At 38.0% G+C, this 18461-nt stretch carries 21 protein-coding genes; 15 read left to right on the top strand and 6 right to left on the bottom strand.

Annotation, left to right across the window (positions count from 1 at the left end; translation table 11 throughout):
- Window positions 1-161: 161 nt before the first annotated feature.
- The 5 genes from ACFX4W_RS06220 to ACFX4W_RS06200 all read left to right on the top strand — a co-directional run bounded on the left by ACFX4W_RS06220 (window position 162) and on the right by ACFX4W_RS06200 (window position 3142).
- A complete protein-coding gene (locus ACFX4W_RS06220; protein WP_052500336.1) occupies window positions 162-707 on the top strand; it encodes a CBO0543 family protein in 546 nt (181 codons plus the stop codon).
- Window positions 708-808: 101 nt separating this feature from the next.
- Window positions 809-1165 (top strand): nuclear transport factor 2 family protein, encoded by a 357-nt coding sequence (locus tag ACFX4W_RS06215; protein WP_043981402.1) that lies wholly within the window; start codon window positions 809-811, stop codon window positions 1163-1165.
- Window positions 1166-1248: 83 nt separating this feature from the next.
- A complete protein-coding gene (gene lepB / locus ACFX4W_RS06210) occupies window positions 1249-1809 on the top strand; it encodes a signal peptidase I (protein ID WP_043981403.1) in 561 nt (186 codons plus the stop codon).
- Between the two features lie 284 nt (window positions 1810-2093).
- Window positions 2094-2657, top strand: coding sequence for an NAD(P)H-dependent oxidoreductase (locus tag ACFX4W_RS06205; protein WP_028409265.1), 564 nt, complete (start codon window positions 2094-2096; stop codon window positions 2655-2657).
- A 320-nt stretch (window positions 2658-2977) separates the two neighbouring features.
- Window positions 2978-3142 carry a hypothetical protein gene (locus tag ACFX4W_RS06200; protein WP_013057894.1) on the top strand — a complete coding sequence of 55 codons (165 nt, stop codon included), beginning with the start codon at window positions 2978-2980 and terminating at the stop codon, window positions 3140-3142.
- An 81-nt stretch (window positions 3143-3223) separates the two neighbouring features.
- On the opposite strand, the gene ACFX4W_RS06195 is transcribed toward ACFX4W_RS06200, so the two are convergent.
- Window positions 3224-3478 carry a hypothetical protein gene (locus ACFX4W_RS06195; RefSeq protein ID WP_013057893.1) on the bottom strand — a complete coding sequence of 85 codons (255 nt, stop codon included), beginning with the start codon at window positions 3476-3478 and terminating at the stop codon, window positions 3224-3226.
- A 362-nt stretch (window positions 3479-3840) separates the two neighbouring features.
- On the opposite strand from ACFX4W_RS06195, the gene ACFX4W_RS06190 reads away from it, so the two are divergent.
- From ACFX4W_RS06190 to ACFX4W_RS06160, 7 genes are all read left to right on the top strand, one after another.
- On the top strand, window positions 3841-4647 hold the full coding sequence (locus tag ACFX4W_RS06190) for a cell wall hydrolase (RefSeq protein WP_043981404.1): 807 nt from the start codon (window positions 3841-3843) through the stop codon (window positions 4645-4647).
- Between the two features lie 553 nt (window positions 4648-5200).
- Window positions 5201-6151, top strand: coding sequence for an ABC transporter permease (locus ACFX4W_RS06185; protein ID WP_043981405.1), 951 nt, complete (start codon window positions 5201-5203; stop codon window positions 6149-6151).
- Window positions 6144-7091, top strand: coding sequence for an iron chelate uptake ABC transporter family permease subunit (locus tag ACFX4W_RS06180; RefSeq protein WP_043981406.1), 948 nt, complete (start codon window positions 6144-6146; stop codon window positions 7089-7091). The genes ACFX4W_RS06185 and ACFX4W_RS06180 overlap by 8 nt, the downstream gene beginning before the upstream one ends.
- The gene (locus ACFX4W_RS06175) at window positions 7085-7843 is read left to right on the top strand and encodes an iron ABC transporter ATP-binding protein (protein ID WP_043981407.1); all 759 of its coding nucleotides are present in this window, start codon (window positions 7085-7087) and stop codon (window positions 7841-7843) included. The genes ACFX4W_RS06180 and ACFX4W_RS06175 overlap by 7 nt, the downstream gene beginning before the upstream one ends.
- A gap of 23 nt (window positions 7844-7866) precedes the next feature.
- Window positions 7867-8823: a siderophore ABC transporter substrate-binding protein gene (locus tag ACFX4W_RS06170; RefSeq protein ID WP_043981408.1), complete on the top strand. Its 957-nt coding sequence runs from the start codon at window positions 7867-7869 to the stop codon at window positions 8821-8823.
- Between the two features lie 329 nt (window positions 8824-9152).
- Complete coding sequence (locus ACFX4W_RS06165) at window positions 9153-10007, top strand: manganese catalase family protein (RefSeq protein WP_013057886.1); 855 nt, start codon at window positions 9153-9155, stop codon at window positions 10005-10007.
- Between the two features lie 259 nt (window positions 10008-10266).
- Window positions 10267-10407, top strand: coding sequence for a hypothetical protein (locus tag ACFX4W_RS06160; protein WP_013057884.1), 141 nt, complete (start codon window positions 10267-10269; stop codon window positions 10405-10407).
- Between the two features lie 60 nt (window positions 10408-10467).
- Here ACFX4W_RS06160 and ACFX4W_RS06155 read toward each other — a convergent pair whose 3' ends face one another.
- The 4 genes from ACFX4W_RS06155 to ACFX4W_RS06140 all read right to left on the bottom strand — a co-directional run bounded on the left by ACFX4W_RS06155 (window position 10468) and on the right by ACFX4W_RS06140 (window position 13116).
- A complete protein-coding gene (locus ACFX4W_RS06155) occupies window positions 10468-10722 on the bottom strand; it encodes a hypothetical protein (protein WP_043981409.1) in 255 nt (84 codons plus the stop codon).
- Between the two features lie 153 nt (window positions 10723-10875).
- Complete coding sequence (locus tag ACFX4W_RS06150) at window positions 10876-11955, bottom strand: PrsW family intramembrane metalloprotease (RefSeq protein ID WP_043981410.1); 1080 nt, start codon at window positions 11953-11955, stop codon at window positions 10876-10878.
- Between the two features lie 275 nt (window positions 11956-12230).
- Entirely contained in the window at window positions 12231-12479 is a 249-nt protein-coding gene (locus tag ACFX4W_RS06145; protein ID WP_013083940.1) for a hypothetical protein, read from the bottom strand.
- 22 nt (window positions 12480-12501) lie between these two features.
- Window positions 12502-13116: an NAD(P)-dependent oxidoreductase gene (locus ACFX4W_RS06140; protein ID WP_043981411.1), complete on the bottom strand. Its 615-nt coding sequence runs from the start codon at window positions 13114-13116 to the stop codon at window positions 12502-12504.
- A gap of 535 nt (window positions 13117-13651) precedes the next feature.
- Here ACFX4W_RS06140 and ACFX4W_RS06135 point away from each other — a divergent pair.
- Window positions 13652-15139: a hypothetical protein gene (locus ACFX4W_RS06135; protein WP_043981412.1), complete on the top strand. Its 1488-nt coding sequence runs from the start codon at window positions 13652-13654 to the stop codon at window positions 15137-15139.
- A 237-nt stretch (window positions 15140-15376) separates the two neighbouring features.
- On the opposite strand, the gene ACFX4W_RS06130 is transcribed toward ACFX4W_RS06135, so the two are convergent.
- Window positions 15377-16099 carry a DUF421 domain-containing protein gene (locus ACFX4W_RS06130; protein ID WP_237074396.1) on the bottom strand — a complete coding sequence of 241 codons (723 nt, stop codon included), beginning with the start codon at window positions 16097-16099 and terminating at the stop codon, window positions 15377-15379.
- A gap of 327 nt (window positions 16100-16426) precedes the next feature.
- Here ACFX4W_RS06130 and cspD point away from each other — a divergent pair, with 327 nt between their 5' ends.
- Both cspD and ACFX4W_RS06120 read left to right on the top strand, forming a co-directional pair.
- A complete protein-coding gene (cspD, locus tag ACFX4W_RS06125) occupies window positions 16427-16624 on the top strand; it encodes a cold-shock protein CspD (protein ID WP_013057877.1) in 198 nt (65 codons plus the stop codon).
- 242 nt (window positions 16625-16866) lie between these two features.
- Window positions 16867-18444 carry a peptide chain release factor 3 gene (locus ACFX4W_RS06120; RefSeq protein WP_016764821.1) on the top strand — a complete coding sequence of 526 codons (1578 nt, stop codon included), beginning with the start codon at window positions 16867-16869 and terminating at the stop codon, window positions 18442-18444.
- Window positions 18445-18461 lie beyond the last annotated feature (17 nt).

The following is an 18461-nucleotide window of genomic DNA, read 5'->3' as shown; positions in this document are numbered from 1 at the left end:
TCCTGCGAAAAATTTTTACTAGACAGATAGAAATCGCTAAATAGGTACAATCTGTTTTTGAAGAAGATGGATGTAAGAAAGGAAAGCACCATGCGTGATTTGGCATTTTTGTATGAAGTGAAACCCTCATGGACAGACTTTCTAAGATAGGAGGGATTTCTATGTTTGAAATGATCAAAATGATGCAACAAGTCTTAAATGAAAAGGAATTTTCTTATTGGGTTCATCAAGATCTTTTTAGTTTTCAATGGTGGCTCATAGTGGTGATAAACGCTCTTTTTTTGCTGCTTTTTTACTTTTTTATTGATAGACAGCGCCTCTTTTTTATGATTCTCGTTTTTTTTATCAGCTTTGACATAGTCGGTTTGGTAGATGAATTCGGGAAATTTTTTAACCTGTGGTGCTATCCTCACCAGATGCTTCCGTTTACAGATCGCTTCAATACGGTTGACTTTGCTATTATTCCGGTAAGTATCGCACTCGTCTACCAATTTTTTAGCAAATGGAAATTTTTCTTCATCGCACATGCCGTTAATTCTGCCATTATTGCTTTTATAGGTATTCCGCTATTTAGAGCGCTGCATTTATATGAATTGCTGAACTGGACAATTTTTTATTCTTTTCTCACAGTATTTATCATAGGAATTGTGGTGAAAATCATTAGCGATTGGATGGCAGGTAAGAATAGACGCTATAGAATCAGCTGAACAAACCATACTTATATCTATACGGGATATGAGTATGGTTTGTTTGTATGAAAATAATGCGTTATTTCTTTATAATAGGCGTAAGAGGAGATGAATAAAAAATGGAGAACGCTACCCAAATATTTTATGAATTAGAATGCATGCACTTAAAATCAGAAGTACGAACCTCTGCTAAAGAGCTTGTTAACATTCTTGCAGATGATTACGTGGAGTTTGGCAGTTCGGGCACGGTATGGAAACGAAAAGATTACAATAACAATCATGTACTCTCGCCAGATGTATTCGAAATCTCTCATTTTCATATAGACGTATTGTCTCCTGACTGTGTATTAACTACCTATCATCTTATGAACCATACGGCAGAAAAAAAGACGCTTCGCAGTTCTATTTGGCGAAAAAGAGAAGAAAAGTGGCGTTTGTTTTTCCATCAAGGCACAGTGACAAACGGTGATCAATAAATAAGATTATTCGGTTATTATTATACTTTCCCTCTATTTGATGCTATGATGAAAGTATATTTTGACGTAAGGGATGTTTTGAGATGAGCAAAAATAACGTAAAAAAAGAAGTGTTTTCATGGATTAAGTCCATTGTTATTGCATTGGTTATTGTAGTGGGAGTTCGCCATTTTTTATTTGCGCCAACTACAGTTCACGGGGAATCGATGTATCCAACGTTTGAAGATTCAAACCGCGTTATTTTAAATAAAATCAGTGATGTTGATCGCTTTGATATGATTGTATTTCATGCACCGGATGCAGATGAAAATTATATTAAACGTGTAATTGGACTGCCAGGAGATACGGTAGAAATGAAAAACGACGTTCTATATATTAACGGTAAAGCTTATAAAGAGCCGTATTTAAAAGAATCTAAAAATTCTCTTGCACCTAATGAAAAATTCACGGAAGATTTTACGCTTCAAACGCTGCCTGCAACTGATGGCAAAGTGAAGGTACCGAAAAATTCACTGTTTGTAATGGGGGACAACCGTCCTGTAAGTCATGATGGACGAGCATTTGGCTTCATTCCACAAAAATCAGTTATCGGAAAAGTGCAGTTTCGCTACTATCCATTAAATGAAGTAGGCGAACCGAAATAAAAAAAAGGCTGGCGGAATTTAATTCGCCAGCCTTTTTTATTGGGTTAAAAGAACTGATTTTAAAAAACGATTTGCTTTATGCAAGTTAAACATCTTCTAAGAAATCAGTAAATTAGACCTTGTTTTTTTCTTTGTTTAGGAAATCATAAGGGTGTTTAAAAAGGGACTTCTAGGTGCCTATGTTACTTCAAAGTAAGAGATAGTACTGATAGGTAAGTAGTTTTTATGGGTATACAGATATATGAAGATAAAGAAACAAGGATTTTGGAAAGGAGCAGGTCAGCATGAAAAACGTATTAATCATTAATGGACACGAGTATTATAAAAAATCAAAAGGAGAGTTAAATCAAACGATTTTTAACGAAATGCAGCATTTACTCGCTGATCAATTTGACATTAAAACAACGGTGGTTGATAAAGGCTACGAAGTAGAAGAAGAAATTGAAAAGTGGCTATGGGCTGATGTTGTGATTATGCAGACGCCTATTTACTGGTTCAGCATTCCCGGAAAGTTTAAGCAATATATTGATCGCGTGTATATGGATAACATTTTCTTTAAAGGCTCCAATCAATACGGGCGAGGCGGCTTATTAACGGGGAAAAAATACATGTTTTCTCTCACGTGGAATGCGCCGGAAGCTATTTTCGACAATGACGAAGCTTTCTATGAAGGAAAAAGTTTAGACGAAGCCATTATGCATTTGCATAAAATGAATCAGTACGTCGGTATGAGTCCACTTCCAACTTACTCTATTCATGATGTAGTCAAACATCCAAACATTGATCACTACAAGCATAAATTAGAAAATCATGTAGCAGAAGTATTTGGAATAGGAGAGCATCAATAAAAGTATAGCCGTTCGTTTTCTGAGAGTATCCTTAGATTTTACATCTAGTAAAAGAAAAAAACATAAAAAAGCAGCTTTCTATACATGTATAGAAAGCTGCTTTTTTACGTGACAGTTTCAAACTTCAGGGTGTGAGGTGGGATAGTTTTTGTTTACCCGTCTATATCTAAATAAAACAATCTAAATGATAATGAAGTAGAAATTATTTATTCCGTTTGTTTATAAATTGTTTAAATATAAGAAGAAGCAGTTTAGCTTTGGAAAATAAGGGAAGAAGCATACTAACTTGCCTGTGTATATTTAGAAAAGGAGGGATAAAGATGTCGTTAGCTCATTTTGATGATATTTCAGAAATTTGCTATGCATGTGAAAAACAGCCTCTTGGAAAAAGACAAAAACGCATTGGCGTATGGACGGAAAAAGAAATGAGAAAGCCTGTTGAAGAGAGAGTAGAAAATCAGAAGGTGGTCGCACTTTCTCGTTAATGTAAAAAAGCCTTTAGCTCATCTAAAGGCTTTTTTACGTATTGGCGTTTGGACATGTGTGAAGGGTCACAGAAGCAATCGTTATAAATCTTCTAGTCTTTGAACTTTTTTGCCTTCTATTTTATGCTGTTCCATCGTTTCTTTTAACTCTTTGTTCGCCGTTGTCATCGTTGTTTCATTTGTTACGCCCATAAATGACCAGCCGTGAGATTCAAGCCAGTACTTGAATTCCCGCAAAAACTCTTCCTGCGTTCCTCCCGTATGATAAAAAGCTCCTTGAATTGTAATAGCCGGTTTCTCCGTGTTATACGTCACATACATTTTATTTGCACACATCCAAATAGACCTCCTTTATTAATAAACAAACGTAAATTGACAAAGAAGCGCTGAATCATTCCTCAATAGTTACACTATTTCTCTATTTGACTGCTGTTTTCCTTTTTATCTCTGCGATTAATCATAATTAAATCAAGTTTTTTACAGAAAGAGGAATGTAAGTAAACAGATAAAAAGCTCGTTTCGCAATGAAATCGTCATATTTCTACATATTCTTTAAGGGTCATGTAAAAGTTGTAACATAATGAATGGCACTGTAAGAAACTTAATCCAATTAGAACAAATGTTACTGTTTTTTTTAATGAAAAGGCGAATCTATGTGCTAAGGTAATAACAGGTTCAAATTTTAGGAGGTAGTTTTTGTGAGTAAAAAACGTGTAAAAAAATGGGCAGTTGCTTCTGCAGCGTCTGTAGCATTTCTAGCAAGTCAAGGAACAGCATCAGCAGCAGCTTCGCACAAAGTCGTAAAAGGAGATACCTTGTGGGGGCTTGGCCAACAAAATGGGGTTACGGTAGATGAGCTAAAAGGTGCTAATAACCGCCAAAACGACATGATTTACGTTGGAGAAACATTAACGATTCCTGACCAGGGACAAGCACAACCTGCCGCTAGTCCGGCAACATCTGTACATACAGTAGCACAAGGCGAAACGTTATATCATATTGCAACACAAAACGGCATGACTGTGGATCAGTTAAAAGCTGTTAACGGTTTACAAAGTGATATCATTACCATCGGACAAACGTTAAAACTTCAAGGAGAAGCACCGGCGTCGGCACAAACTGCTCCGTCTACATCGGTTTCTGCACAAGATCAAGATTTACTAGCAAGATTAGTAGAGGCAGAAGCAAAAGGTGAGCCGTACCAAGGAAAAGTAGCGGTAGCAATTGTGGTATTAAACCGTGTAGCTTCACCGGAATTTCCAAATAACATTCACGACGTTATTTATCAGCAGCTAGGAAACGGCGTATATCAATTTTCACCAGTAGCAAACGGCGCAATTAATCAGCCTGCATCAGAAGAATCAAAACAAGCGGTAAGCGAAGCATTATCAAACCCGCATGAAAACGATGCGCTGTTTTTCTATAATCCGAAAATCGCTGAAAGCCAATGGGTTGCAACGCAGCAAGTAACGGCAGTTATCGGAAACCATGTATTTGCAAAATAAGTAGATTTCTTTCAAATATAAACATATATTTCATATATATGTAATGTTGATACAGAGAGACTGCCACAAAAGTATTTTGCTTAAAGTTAAATCCGAATCATTAATCGTTATTAATGGTTCGGATTTTTTTGTTGTTATGGTAAACGCAGATTTCATATATGTAGTTACTTCTAGCTGTTAATTGGAGGGCAAGGCGAAGCCTCCTGCGAAAAAAGCGGAAAGCGAGAAGCCTTGCACGGAAATCAAGATGGGCGTACTAAGCGATCCATACGAGTTAATGTATCTAATTTATTCATCTTTAGATTAATACAGTTATGTCTCAATCCTCTTTTAGATGAAGAGAGAAATAGCTATTTTTTAAGTCTAATTGAACCTTAAAATACCTTAACAGATCCATCTGTTAAGGTATTTTTTTGCTTAAATTTTGAGAAAACCATTGATTATTTAGAGAATAATGATATGATAAAGAAAGTCAATTGATAATGATAATCATTTACATGTGATGAAGGAGGAGATAACTAGACTTATAGAGGGAAGAAAGGAGTAAGGAAAGTTGAAGTTTTATCAGTTAATTCTTGTGTTTGCTGTACTAGCAGTTTCGTCTCTTTTTATAGGCGTACAAGATCTGTCAGCGACGGATCTCTTTCATTTAACAAAAGAAGAAAGCCAAACGCTGTTTTTTAGTCGTTTTCCTAGGCTTTTGAGTATTATTATGGCAGGAATGAGCCTTAGTATTTGCGGATTAATTATGCAGCAAATTACGCGAAATAAGTTTGTATCTCCAACAACGGCAGGAACGATGGACTGGGCAAGACTTGGTGTGTTGATTTCTCTACTAGTATTTGCTTCAGCAAGTCCTCTATTAAAAATGAGCATTGCTTTCATTTTCTCACTGGCGGGCAATCTATTGTTTATGAGAATACTAGACAGAATTAAATTTAACGATACGATTTATATTCCGCTAGTCGGTTTAATGCTCGGCAGTATCGTAAGTTCCTTAGCTACCTTCATCGCCTACAAATACGATTTGATTCAAAACCTTTCTTCATGGCTGCAAGGCGACTTTTCGCTAGTAGTCAAAGGGAGATATGAACTTTTATACCTGAGTATACCGCTCGTAATAATTGCTTATCTTTACGCAGATAAGTTCACGGTTGCTGGTATGGGAGAAAGCTTTTCAATCAATTTAGGCATGAAATACAAACAAATCGTAAACATTGGATTAGTCATTGTTTCGCTTATTACGTCGATTACGATTTTGACCGTTGGCATGCTGCCTTTTTTAGGATTAATCATTCCAAATATCGTATCGATTTACCGTGGAGATCATTTGCGAAAAAGCCTGCCTTATACAGCGCTGCTTGGAGCTGTGTTCGTACTGGCGTGCGATATTTTAGGCAGAGTCATTATTTTCCCTTATGAAATCTCTATTGGGCTAATGGTCGGTGTAATAGGAAGTGCGATCTTTCTTTTTATGCTGATAAGGAGAGGTCGTTATGCATAACAAACATAAAATCATCATTCTCGCCGCGCTGGCCGTTTTATCAGTGGCACTGTTTATCAGCTACGATTTAGGCTACTGGCAGTACACGCTGCCGCGAAGAATTGAAAAAGTTGCTGCGATTTTTTTAACCGGAGGAGCCATTGCGTTTTCATCCGTTATCTTTCAAACAATTACTAATAATCGAATTCTAACTCCTAGTATTCTAGGACTGGATTCACTGTATTTATTTCTGCAAACGTTTATTGTGTACATCTTTGGCTCGACGAATATTGTCATCATGAACAAAAATCTTAACTTTCTTCTTTGCGTTTCGCTGATGATTATCTTTTCGGTCTTGCTTTACATACTGATGTTCAAAAAAGCCGGTAAGAATATTTTCTTTATTTTACTGGTTGGAATTGTGTTCGGCACGTTATTTAAAAGCATGTCTTCATTTATGGAAATGCTGATCGATCCGAATGAATTTCAAGTTGTACAAGATAAATCATTTGCAAGCTTTAACAATGTTAATACCGATTTGCTATACATCGCAGCCGTCATATTTATCCTGCTTGGCATTTACGTGTGGCGCTTTACATCCATTTTTGATGTCCTGTCGCTTGGAAGAGAACATGCGGTAAATTTAGGTATTGATTATGACGGGCTCGTCAAAAAAATGCTGATTGTGATCGCCATTTTTGTCTCAGTGGCTACAGCGTTAGTTGGGCCGATTACCTTTCTTGGACTGCTTGTTGTGAACCTTGCGAGAGAGCTGTTCAAAACGTACAAGCACACCTATTTAATGATGGGATCACTGCTGCTTAGTGTTATAGCTCTCGTCGGAGGAGAATTTATCGTTGAAAAAGTGTTCACCTTCAGCACCACGCTGAGCGTCATCATTGACTTCGCCGGCGGAATTTACTTTATTTATTTGCTGCTAAAGGAGAATAAATCATGGTAGAAGTAACAAATGTCAGTAAAACATACGGAGAAAAAACCGTTTTGGAAAAAACATCCGTCGTGATTCCAAAAGGGAAAATCACGTCATTTATCGGTCCAAACGGAGCGGGGAAAAGTACGCTGCTTTCAATTATGAGCCGTCTCATTAAAGCCGACTCAGGATCAATATCAATAGAAGGAAAAAATATAGAGAATATTGACAGCTCAGATTTAGCCAAAAAAATGAGCATTTTAAAACAGTCCAATCAGCTGAATATCAGGCTTAGCGTACGTGAACTCGTCAATTTTGGAAGGTTTCCTTATTCAAAAGGCCGGTTAACAAAAAGTGATGAACAAGCGGTTGATCAGGCGCTAAGTTATATGAAGCTTGAAAGTATTCAAGACAAATACTTGGATGAACTGAGCGGGGGACAGTGTCAGCGGGCCTTTATCGCTATGGTCATCGCACAGGACACGGAGTATATTTTCTTAGATGAACCGCTCAATAACTTAGATATGAAGCATTCTGTTGAAATTATGAAGCTGTTGAAACGTCTCGTAGAAGACTTAGGCAAAACGATTGTAATTGTCATTCACGATATTAATTTTGCGTCTGTTTATTCGGATTATATTGTGGCACTTAAAAACGGTGAAGTAATCTGTGAAGGCCCAACAGAAACCATCATTCAAACGTCTGTATTAAAGGATATATACGATATGGATATTCCAATCGAAACGGTTAACGGACAGCGTATTTGCGTGTATTTTTCATAAAATTTATTCATGAGGTGACGAAAGTGAAAAAAGTGTTAGTAATGTTTGCAGCAGTCTTAACTGCGATTGTTGTAGCCGCTTGCGGTAATCAAGGAGCAAAAGAAACAACAGGTGGAGAAAGTAAGCAAAAAGAGACGGTAACAGTAACCGATCAGTTCAATAAAGACGGAATTAAAATTAAGAAAAACCCTAAAAAAGTTGTAGTATTCAGCATGGGTGCACTTGATACACTAGATAAACTAGGGGTTGAAGTAGCGGGCTTGCCAAAACAAGCGATTCCTGAGTATTTATCAAAGTATCAAGATGATAAGTATGCGAATGTAGGTGGCTTAAAAGAACCTGATTTCGAAAAAATTGCAGAATTAAAGCCAGACTTAATTATTATTCAAGGCCGCCAAGCAGATTCATTTGATGAATTTTCAAAAATTGCGCCGACGATCTATATCGATACGGACAACCAGCACTATGTGAAGTCATTTAAAGAAAACACAAAAGTACTAGGACAAATTTTTAATAAAGAAGATCAAGCGAAAAAAGAGCTAGCAGCAATTGATAAGCAAATTGCAGATTTGAAAAAACAAGCGGACAAACTAGATAAAAAAGCGCTTGTAATGATGGCAAATGATAGCAAAATGACAGCGTTTGGTCCGGGTTCTAAATACGGATTAATCCACGACGTATTCGGTATTAAAGCAGCAGACGACAGTTTAGATCCATCCGCTAAGCACGGTCAAAGCATTTCATACGAATATTTAGTTAAGCAAAATCCAGACTACTTATTCGTCGTTGACCGCGGTGCAGCGATTGGTGAAAAATCATCCGCTAAACAAATTGTTGAAAATGAGTACGTAAAAGAAGTCAATGCGGTGAAAAACAATCACGTTGTGTATCTGGATCCAGGCCTTTGGTATTTATCTGGAGGAGGCCTTGAGTCAATGGCTGGCATGATTAAAGAAATCAAAGCAGGGATAGAGAAGTAATAGAAAAAAAGAGCTGGTTTTGACCAGCTCTTTTTTTTTTGCATTCAAAGTATTCACGGTTCCGTGACTGTAAAAAGACCGCTGCGAGCAGTTTTTTGCTTATAACAAAGGGTGTTATCCACGTGTTTCAATGAAGTTGTCTTTTAGCTACCTAGAATAAAAAGGCCGCATCTGGAAACAGTAGTTATGTGCACATGGTAGAAAGATGGCACGCTAAAATATGTTAAGAAGAAAAGCAACAGGTATGCAAGTGAATAATCATATAGGGGACAAAAATCTACATAAGCTAGTTCGAAAAACAAGCAATGTCAGTAAAAGGAGTGTTTGATATGTATTATTACAAAGAAGGATTAATCAATGGCATTAAACCGGATAAGCCCGATCCTGCGGCCGCGAAGGTACTGCAAGAAGCCTTAGGCGGGCAGTTTGGTGAAATGCGGACGATGATGCAATATTTCTTTCAAAGCTCTAACTTCAGAGGAAAAGAGACGCAGTATCGCGATTTAATGAAAGGTGTTTTTTTAGAAGAAATTGCTCATGTAGAACTCGTTCAAAATACCATTAATGCATTGTTAGATGAATCTGGCGGAGCCGGGGTAGGAAGTCAAGGTTCAGATCAGGCTCCTCTTGATGAAGCCGTAAAACATGCTAATCCTCATCACTATATCATGGGCGCTCAAAGCTCACTGCCAGTAGATGCGGGCGGAAATCCATGGAACGGCTCGTGGGTTTATAATCACGGAAATCTAGTGGCTGATTTGCTCAATAACGTTGTATTAGAATCAACCGGCGTTTTACAAAAAACAAGAATATACGAAATGAGTTCTAACCAAACGTTAAGAGAAACGCTAGGTTTCTTAATTGTTCGAGATAATGCTCATCAAAATGCGTTTGCAAAAGCTCTTGAAACATTAGGCGTGGACTGGGGAAAACTATTCCCTGTACCAAATTATGATATTAACAAATACCCTGAATGCAGAAAATTTGTCGAGATGGGGTATCATAACACGCAATTTGATTTTAGGTTAGATCCGCATCGAATGGGAGAAATATTCCAAGGGCAGACCCCAAGCAGAAATGGCGGAGACTTGAGCGTAACACCTCCACCGGAAGCATTTCCAGTCCCTCATTTATCTGAAATGCCAAATGAGCATGCTCCAGGTTTAGGAGATATGAACGCATAAAAGTATGTGAATCGACTTTAATTAAACAAAGCTGAAATAAATAAAAAACATTGACTGAGAGCTCGTAGTCAATGTTTTTTTATTTGTTTTAGCGAAATTCTTTCATTTGTCTAGCGCAAAGCACATCCCGCCATTCCTGTAAGCGCATGATAAAGGGCTTTTTTACATCTGTTTGTGAATTTATTTGTTTTTTACAAGAAGAAAAGGGAATACTTTCTTTAATCGCTTGTGATAGAAAGCTAATAAGGGGTATGCTGCTATGAGTAACCAAAAAGATGAATTTTTATTTAAACGAGAGCTCTATCGCTTAGTACAAGAATACAAACGCTGCAAAGTTGAAGAAATTAGACGGGCAATTAAAAAGGATATTCTTCTTTTGAAGAAGGTTATAAATAACTAAAATAGATAAACACCGGCAAAAAAGCTCATGTTAGTTAATAAATGAGCTTTTTTTGCTGCTTTAAACTTGTTCAAACGAATTAGTATGTCTATAAATAGTCTCAGGAAGATGATGGACCATGTTAAACAGAGCTAACGCAGTTGTTTCTGGTTCTTCATAACGATAAATGATATCGTTTTCAATATCGCAGATTTGAAAACTGTTTAATTGTTTTGAATAACTTAGTGTAAACCTATTGGCAAGAGTATGAGTAATGTCGCTATCTCTATAATTTACTAAATTTGCTATCATGTGCTTAATTTCAGTTAGGTTCATCCACCAAGTCACCCTTTCATGTTATTGAAGTTATCATACCATGTACAGGTAGTTTGAATGTTTTTTTTTACAATTTGTAACAACAATTTTCAAAATGAAACATAAAGGTAATAAAAAGTTAAAACGAGCAGCTTAACGCAAGCTGAACATTTCCTATGAGGGGGTAGGATTTTCTTTGCAGTAGGTCAATTCCAACTTTTTATCTGCGATTTCTTTTAGCCCAATACGAATCATACTGAATACTAAAATCCATAATATAACCGTTAAAATTGTATGTCCAGCGGGCAACATACCTAGTATAGGTGAGTCCCAAAGAGCGTGCATAAAAACGACAAACAAAAATACACCGAGAAATTTTGGTTTTATCAACATGCTCCACTGAAATTTCTTATTTCCTTGGACGATGCAGACGGCAGCTCCAGTCAAGGCAGCCCAAGCCACATGTCCTCCAGGAGCAAAAATACTGCGCCAAAGTATTGTAGAATAAAGCATGTGAAAGCTGCCTGAAAGAAGTGCCCTTAAAGCATAGCCAGCGGTTTCAAAAGCAGCAAAACCAGCTCCTATTGCAGCTCCCAAGAGGAGCCCGTTAAGCACATATCTATATTTAAGATTGCGCACAAAATAAATAACCGCGATAACTTTAGCCAGTTCCTCGCATATTCCAATCACGATCACGTTTGTGTTATTTCCAAGAATATCATAAAACACAAGTGCTAATAAAAGTGAAAGGATTCCGCCAATAAAAACGACATAAACAATTTTGTAAATAGCAATATTCTGCGGAGCGTTCATTTCCCAAAAGAAAATAAGCGTAGTAAATGGCACTGCAAAAGCACCGACTACAATAAGACCGGGTATGAAGTTGATGTTTTCGAACAAGCTTACGCCTAGATATAGCCCTAAGTATGCGAGAAGCGCAATAAGAAAGACTCTTGCAAAAAGCCAAGGCTTTGGCCATGTATTTACAACTTCTTCTATTTTGGGAGTCGTAAGCCCTGTTCCTACAATAAAAAGCCGTTCAGCTTCCATTTCACTGTGCTGTCGGAAGACTCGAGAGAATATATTTCGAAATTTAGGTTCAACCGAACGTTCATTTCTTGGGATTTTATCAACACGATGGGCAAACAAGTAGAATATGCTGTAGTTTTCGTCGTGTTCCACGATTTCATGGCCGCAATTTAAGCAGAATTTTACCCCTTCCGGATTAGAATAAGCGCAATGGGGGCATTTCATTTATCTTCCTCCTTTTTCTAGATACAAATCGTTTGACGCTTGTCTTAGGACATCTTCTACATATATTATGTGAACTGATGAAAAAAGCATAAGAGGGTTTGATAGGTAATTTGCTTAAATAATGGAATGGTATGTGTATAAAAGACAGAAGCTATTGCTAAAAGAGACCTCATGAAACAAAAAAAGGCTGTGTCGTAAGCCGAACATTCGACTTACAGCACAGCCCTTTATATGATTGAAAATCTGGATTTAAGCCTGTTTTCTTTACAATGCTACTACGCAATAAAAAAGCTTCCTGAAATAAAAACGATGACACCAATGACCATCATTAATGTTTCGCGGTCTTTTTTTCCTGGTTTTTTATTAGCAGGAAGCAGCGATTTTGAAAGAGGCTTGGCAAAAATGATGACAAGCATGCAAACAGCAGCAAAGATGCCAAGCGCCACCTGAAAATTACCTTCAATAAAGACGCATGCCATTAAAAGTACAAGACTTATTTTTAGAAAAATTTTTGATAGGTTCACTATCAACACTCCTTTAGAACACTTAATACGAAAGACTTAGTGATTTTTTTATATGCCTGTTGTTTTCTACGGCTTGAAGAAGAAAGTGAGCGACGTCAGAACGGCTGATGTTGCGTCCGTTTTCTGGTATGCTAGCTTCTCCTATACGATAATACGTAGTTAATGGACCGCTCGTTAAACCCATTGGCCGAGCAACAGTCCAGTCGAGCCCGCTTACCTTCAAGAGCTTCACGGCTTCGTGATGATCGCGAAGCACATTTTTTAAAATACGCTGAGCAAGCCAGCCCGTCATGCCTGGAATTTCTCCGTCGATTCCGGCAGAAGCCGTGTAGGCGATACGCTGAATTCCGTTTTCATTCATACATTGAATCAGCAGATTTGTCGTTTCTACTAAAAGGGTAGAATGCCCTAGATTTTCGGTTCCAAGACAAGAAATTACTGCATCACACCCTCGCATGGCCTGACACACTTCATAATAATCAAGCACGTCGCCTTGTATGATGTGTACGTTCGCATGCGTTATCTTAAGCTTAGATGGGTTTCGTACAAATGCTTTTACATAATGTCCGTTTTTAATCGCTTGCCTTATTAATTCCTGTCCGGTCCTGCCGCTTGCGCCAATCAAAAAAATGTTCATACGATCAACCCTTTCGTTTCAATGTAGGTAGTAAAAACGAAATTTTCTTTTACCATAACACATTTTTCTCGATTTAGCTTGTCAAAACATAAAAGCTGCTTACGAGATTCACCAAAGTAAGAGGTATCCTCTGTTCTTTTTTAAAACTTATGTCATAGACTGTCTAGAAAACAAAGAAATGTACGAACGGTTTATAAAGGTGTTTAATGCTATAGAAGCGAAAGGGTATTATAGGAATAAGGGACGAACAGAAGGGGCGATGCACTATGAAAAAATCGGTAAGCCGAGCACGTATCATCATAGTACTAATAGGTTTTCCGCTCATCTTTTTCATTATGGCGCTTGTGACGGGTGAGTGGCGATATATGACTTGGACCATTCCGCCTGCACTGATGTCATGTTGGACGGCACTCTTTGTATTAAGGAAGCAAGAAGAAAGATAACAGGAAATTTGAACTATTGCATCGAATTTATAGAAAAAGTATAAAATGATAGAAAGCTATAGTAAGAAAATTTAATGAAGGACGGTGTGAAGATGAACGGACAACAGTTATTGTATGGGTTGCTTACGTCTAAAGGCGATATCCTAAGAGCTGCTTATGTGTTATGTGACCACCGCATTTATACGGAAATGTCAGCACAGTATCAGCAAACGGAGCATACGGATTTTCAAGCGTCATTGATAGAAGAAATGAAATTGCTTGAAAAACAGCCTGAAGTAGACATGCATCTGCATATTTTGCTTGAAATGGCGAAGTTTTTTGAACTTCCTGTTTCCCATGCTACAACAAATGGCGAGCTGTACGAGTTAAGCGATAACATTGGAAATTTGCTTGTATCTAAATACAATGAGCTGTTTTCAATTGCACGCTGTCATACGCTGGAAGACGTAATGCGCCATCAAACCCGACTGTTCTTTCATCTAATTGATTCGCAATACATGATTGCTACAAATCGTCAGCAAGCTGTGTTTCAGCAGCAGCTGATGAATTGGATTGAACAGCTGCCCCCCATGTATCAGGAAAGAATGATTGATGCATTAGGAGAATATCAGCAGGAAGCACTTGTGAAACTGCTGCAAAAAAAAGGGACAATTGAACTGTACAAACAGCTTCCTCCGCACGCATACCCTGCTATTTCAGACCTTATGGCAACCGTAATGAGTATCTTTATTCCCGTTAATTACCCGCCAGCACTGCTATTTAGTATGAATGCGCCGCTGTTTTTAATGGCGAGCTTTGAAAGTCATGAAATTATTGCAAAACGCAAAGAAGCTGGAACTTTTTTGCCGCTGTTATTGGTAGTTGTTCAGCTGATGTGGACGTACAAGCTTGAGCATCAGGATGAGCTGTTGAACTATCAGTCTCTGCTGATCAAGTGGTCGTCTGTACACACAGCGTATCAAGATTATATGAAAAAGAAAGAGCAGTCACTGTTTGACCGTGAACGGTTAGACAGCTTTATTTATAAAACAGAGCAGTATGTTAAGCAGCTCCGAGCTACGGAGAAAAAGACGGTGAAGCAAATTGAAACGCTCAAAACAGCCATTCGCCATCAGCTTGATGAAATGGAGCTCACATCGTTAAACGGAGGGCTTGTGCTTCAAAAAATGATTGAAGAGCATGAATCATTAAAACAAGATGTAGAAGAACTGCAGCGCAAGCTTTCGATTAAAGGTGATTTCTTCTCTAAAGTAAGACTGACGTTTCGTTCTGCAGAACGAGCCGTCAAAAGCAAAGTGAAAGAAGTAGAGCGTAAAAAAGTGCTTATGCAAATGACGGACTTTATTTTAGCAAATCGCTTGCCCGTATGCGTGGATATTCAAAATGAAATTTATGATTATCAAGACGAGCTGTCGACGACTATTTTTCAAATTAATCAGCAGGTCGAGCTGCTTGAAGAAACAAAACAAAGCCGTCAGCTAGCCGATGCAAAAGTACGCCGCTATGATCAAGAAATAAAGCGATTTGAACGGAATTACTATGGCTTAAAAGAAGGAACCGTTGAAGAGATGGCACAGTGAAACTGGGACAAACATATTTTATCCGAACGAGTTTGATTCTCCATCAAGAATCAAACTCGTTCGGATTTTTTTATGGTGATCGTGAACATAGGTTTTATATATGTAGCTGCTTCTAGCTGTTGATAGGAGAGCAAAGCCCTGTACGAAAATTAACAGCGATGTCTCAAGCGATCCATACGAACTCATTCACTCCATTTGTCTGTCTTTAGATTGGCGTAATTTAGGTATGTCTCAATCTTATTCTCTGTCTGTAGGAGCGGACAGCTGATCTTTATACTCATCTACATAGAGCATGCCGTTTGTTGACACAACTGCATACAGCACTTGGTTCAACTGAAGCTGACGATTTGAAAGCTCAAGGTTGATCCACTGTTCGGTATAGTGAGATGTTAAGTTTTTATGAATAATTTCTCCGTCCATGATGAGTTCTACCGGTAAACTCATTTCTTTAAACGGCTTAGACAAAACGTCCTGTTTGGCAATGTTTTGATAAGCAGTTTTCTTTAATACTGACAGTTTTCCGCTTACTTCTAAAACAGCAAATTCTACTTCAGCAATGTTGAACGTTCCTAGTTCTCGTAAATGCTGATTCAAGTCGTCAATAGAATATTTGACTTTTTTCATATTTGCTTCAAGAAGCTTTCCTTTTTCCATAATAACCGTCGGGCGTCCTGTAATCCATTTTCGCAAGCGCCTGCTTTTTAGAGCTGTTGATGCTAAAAGAAAATGAATGGCTACAAGAAAAGCAAAAGAAGCGAACATCGGCAGAAATTTTAATTTTAAATCAAATCCCATATTTGCGATGAACGACCCAATAATGATGGACATCGCAAATGTAAAATGATTATTATGCGTGTTAATTTGTTTTCCAATCAGGAAAGTTGTAATGCTTAAGATAATGAAAGAAACAAAGGTTCTAAGAAGGGACATGAGAATGTCTTCCATAGGTTGTGATGTCACCTGCTTTCTCATAAATAGAAAGAGTATCTATCTCTATAGCGTTATCCATTTAAAGGATCGTTATACAAGAAAAAACACCAAGAAGAAGTGCGGATAATGCGTTCACATTCGGCTGCTTAAAAAGGGGCGGAAAGGCTGTAGGTAAGGGATCAAAGCAAACAAAAAGAATGTGCAAATTCCTTTGAAATTTTTTGGAGGATTTGTTACAATAAAGGTGCTTATTTTTGTTCGGTAAGGATAGTTCGAAGTGTTCGTCTTGACTTATTGTAAGAGCAGGAATAGAGTAATACACAATGTGTGGATTGTCACACAAGGAGGAAAAGAGATATGTTACAAGGTAAAGTAAAATGGTTCAACGCTGAAAAAGGTTTCGGTTTCATCGAAGTAGAAGGACAAGACGATGTATTCGTTCATTTCTCTGCTATCCAAGGCGAAGGTTTCAAAACTTTAGAAGAAGGTCAAGAAGTTACATTTGAAATCGTTGAAGGCAACCGTGGACCACAAGCTGCTAACGTTCAAAAGTAATTTTTTTTATAAAGTTTAAGCCGATCAGCAGAACGTTTCTCTGGTCGTTCGTTAAACTAAACTGGGAGAAGGCCCCTTTTATAAAAGGGGTCTTTTCTTGTTCGCTTTTTACACCTTGTTGACGATTTCTTTGATTTTGTAGAAGTATTCAAATATGAAAAAAACTAGTCACGCAGTATAAAAAAAGCGTATAATGAAATGATGAAAATAGGAATTGTAGAGCAGAAAGGATTTTAAAACGTATGAACAACCAACTTCAAGAAACGATGGTCGATTCACGTCGTACATTCGCCATTATTTCTCACCCGGATGCCGGGAAAACAACGTTAACAGAAAAAATGCTGTTACTGGGCGGAATGATTCGTTCAGCCGGAACGGTTAAAGGAAAAAAATCAGGCAAGTTTGCTACATCTGACTGGATGGAAATCGAAAAACAACGTGGAATTTCGGTTACATCAAGTGTTATGCAGTTTGAGTATAAAGATCACTTTATTAACATCTTGGATACACCAGGACACGAAGACTTCAGTGAGGATACGTATCGTACCTTAACGGCTGTAGACAGTGCGGTCATGGTTATTGACGGAACGAAAGGGATTGAAGCACAAACGCTTAAACTTTTTAAAGTTTGTCGTATGCGTGGTATTCCTATTCTAACATTTATCAATAAATTAGACCGTGAAGGAAAAGAGCCGCTTGAGCTGCTTGAAGAAATTGAAGATGTACTTGGTATTGAATCATACCCTGTAACGTGGCCAATTGGCATGGGGAAACGATTCCAAGGAACGTATGACCGTTTTTCAAAACAAATTGAAGTATACCAAGGAAACAAAGAGTCATATTTTGCAGACTTTGACGGTGAAAATATCGACGATGAAATTAAAAAACACGTCGATGAAATGTATTTACCAGGCTTAGTGGATGATTTATCTCTATTAGACGAAGCAGGTAATGATTTTTCAATTGAAAAAGTAAAGCAAGGCCTATTAACACCTGTTTTCTTCGGAAGTGCGATTGCAAACTTTGGTGTACAGTCTTTCTTTAATTCATTTTTACAATTAACATCACCGCCGCAGCCTCGTGAATCAACGAATGGCACCGTTCAGCCTACGGATGAAAACTTCTCAGGTTTCATCTTTAAAATTCAAGCGAACATGAACCCAGCTCACCGCGACCGCATTGCGTTCGTACGCGTATGTTCAGGGAAATTCGAGCGTGGAATGAACGTGACGTTAGCAAGAACGAACCGTAAAATGAAGCTAGCGCAGTCTCATCAGTTCTTGGCATCAAGCCGTGAAACAGTAGACACAGCGTATCCAGGGGATATCATTGGCTTGTATGACTCGGGTACGTATCAGATTGGCGATACCATTGTAGGAGAGGGAAAAGTATTCGAATTTGATGCTCTTCCAAAGTTCCCGCCTGAACTGTTTGTAAAAGTTCGTGCGAAAAATGCAATGAAATCTAAGCACTTTGAAAAAGGGATTAATCAGCTTGTACAAGAAGGAGCCGTACAGCTTTACCGTACGCCGTTCTTTGGAGATTATATTTTAGGAGCAGTCGGTGAACTTCAGTTCCAAGTGTTTGAACACCGTATGAAAGGCGAGTACAACGTCGATCTTGAATTCACGCGCATGTCTCATAACATTGCAAAATGGGTAGACAAATCAACAATTGAAGATCGCATGCTAGATTCTCGCGTGATGCTAGTAGAAGATCGTGATAAACATGCCGTTCTTATGTTTGAAAACGATTTTGTATGGCGTTTGTTCCAGGACAAATATCCATCTGTTAAATTCCTAGACCCGTTTAATCTATAAAAGAGTATAAAAAAAGG

The organism is Priestia sp. YIM B13489 (assembly GCF_042787645.1).
Classification (GTDB): Bacteria; Bacillota; Bacilli; order Bacillales; family Bacillaceae_H; genus Priestia; species Priestia megaterium.
The sequence above is the reverse complement of the archived record's forward strand: the minus strand, read 5'-3'. Positions and strand labels throughout refer to the sequence as shown.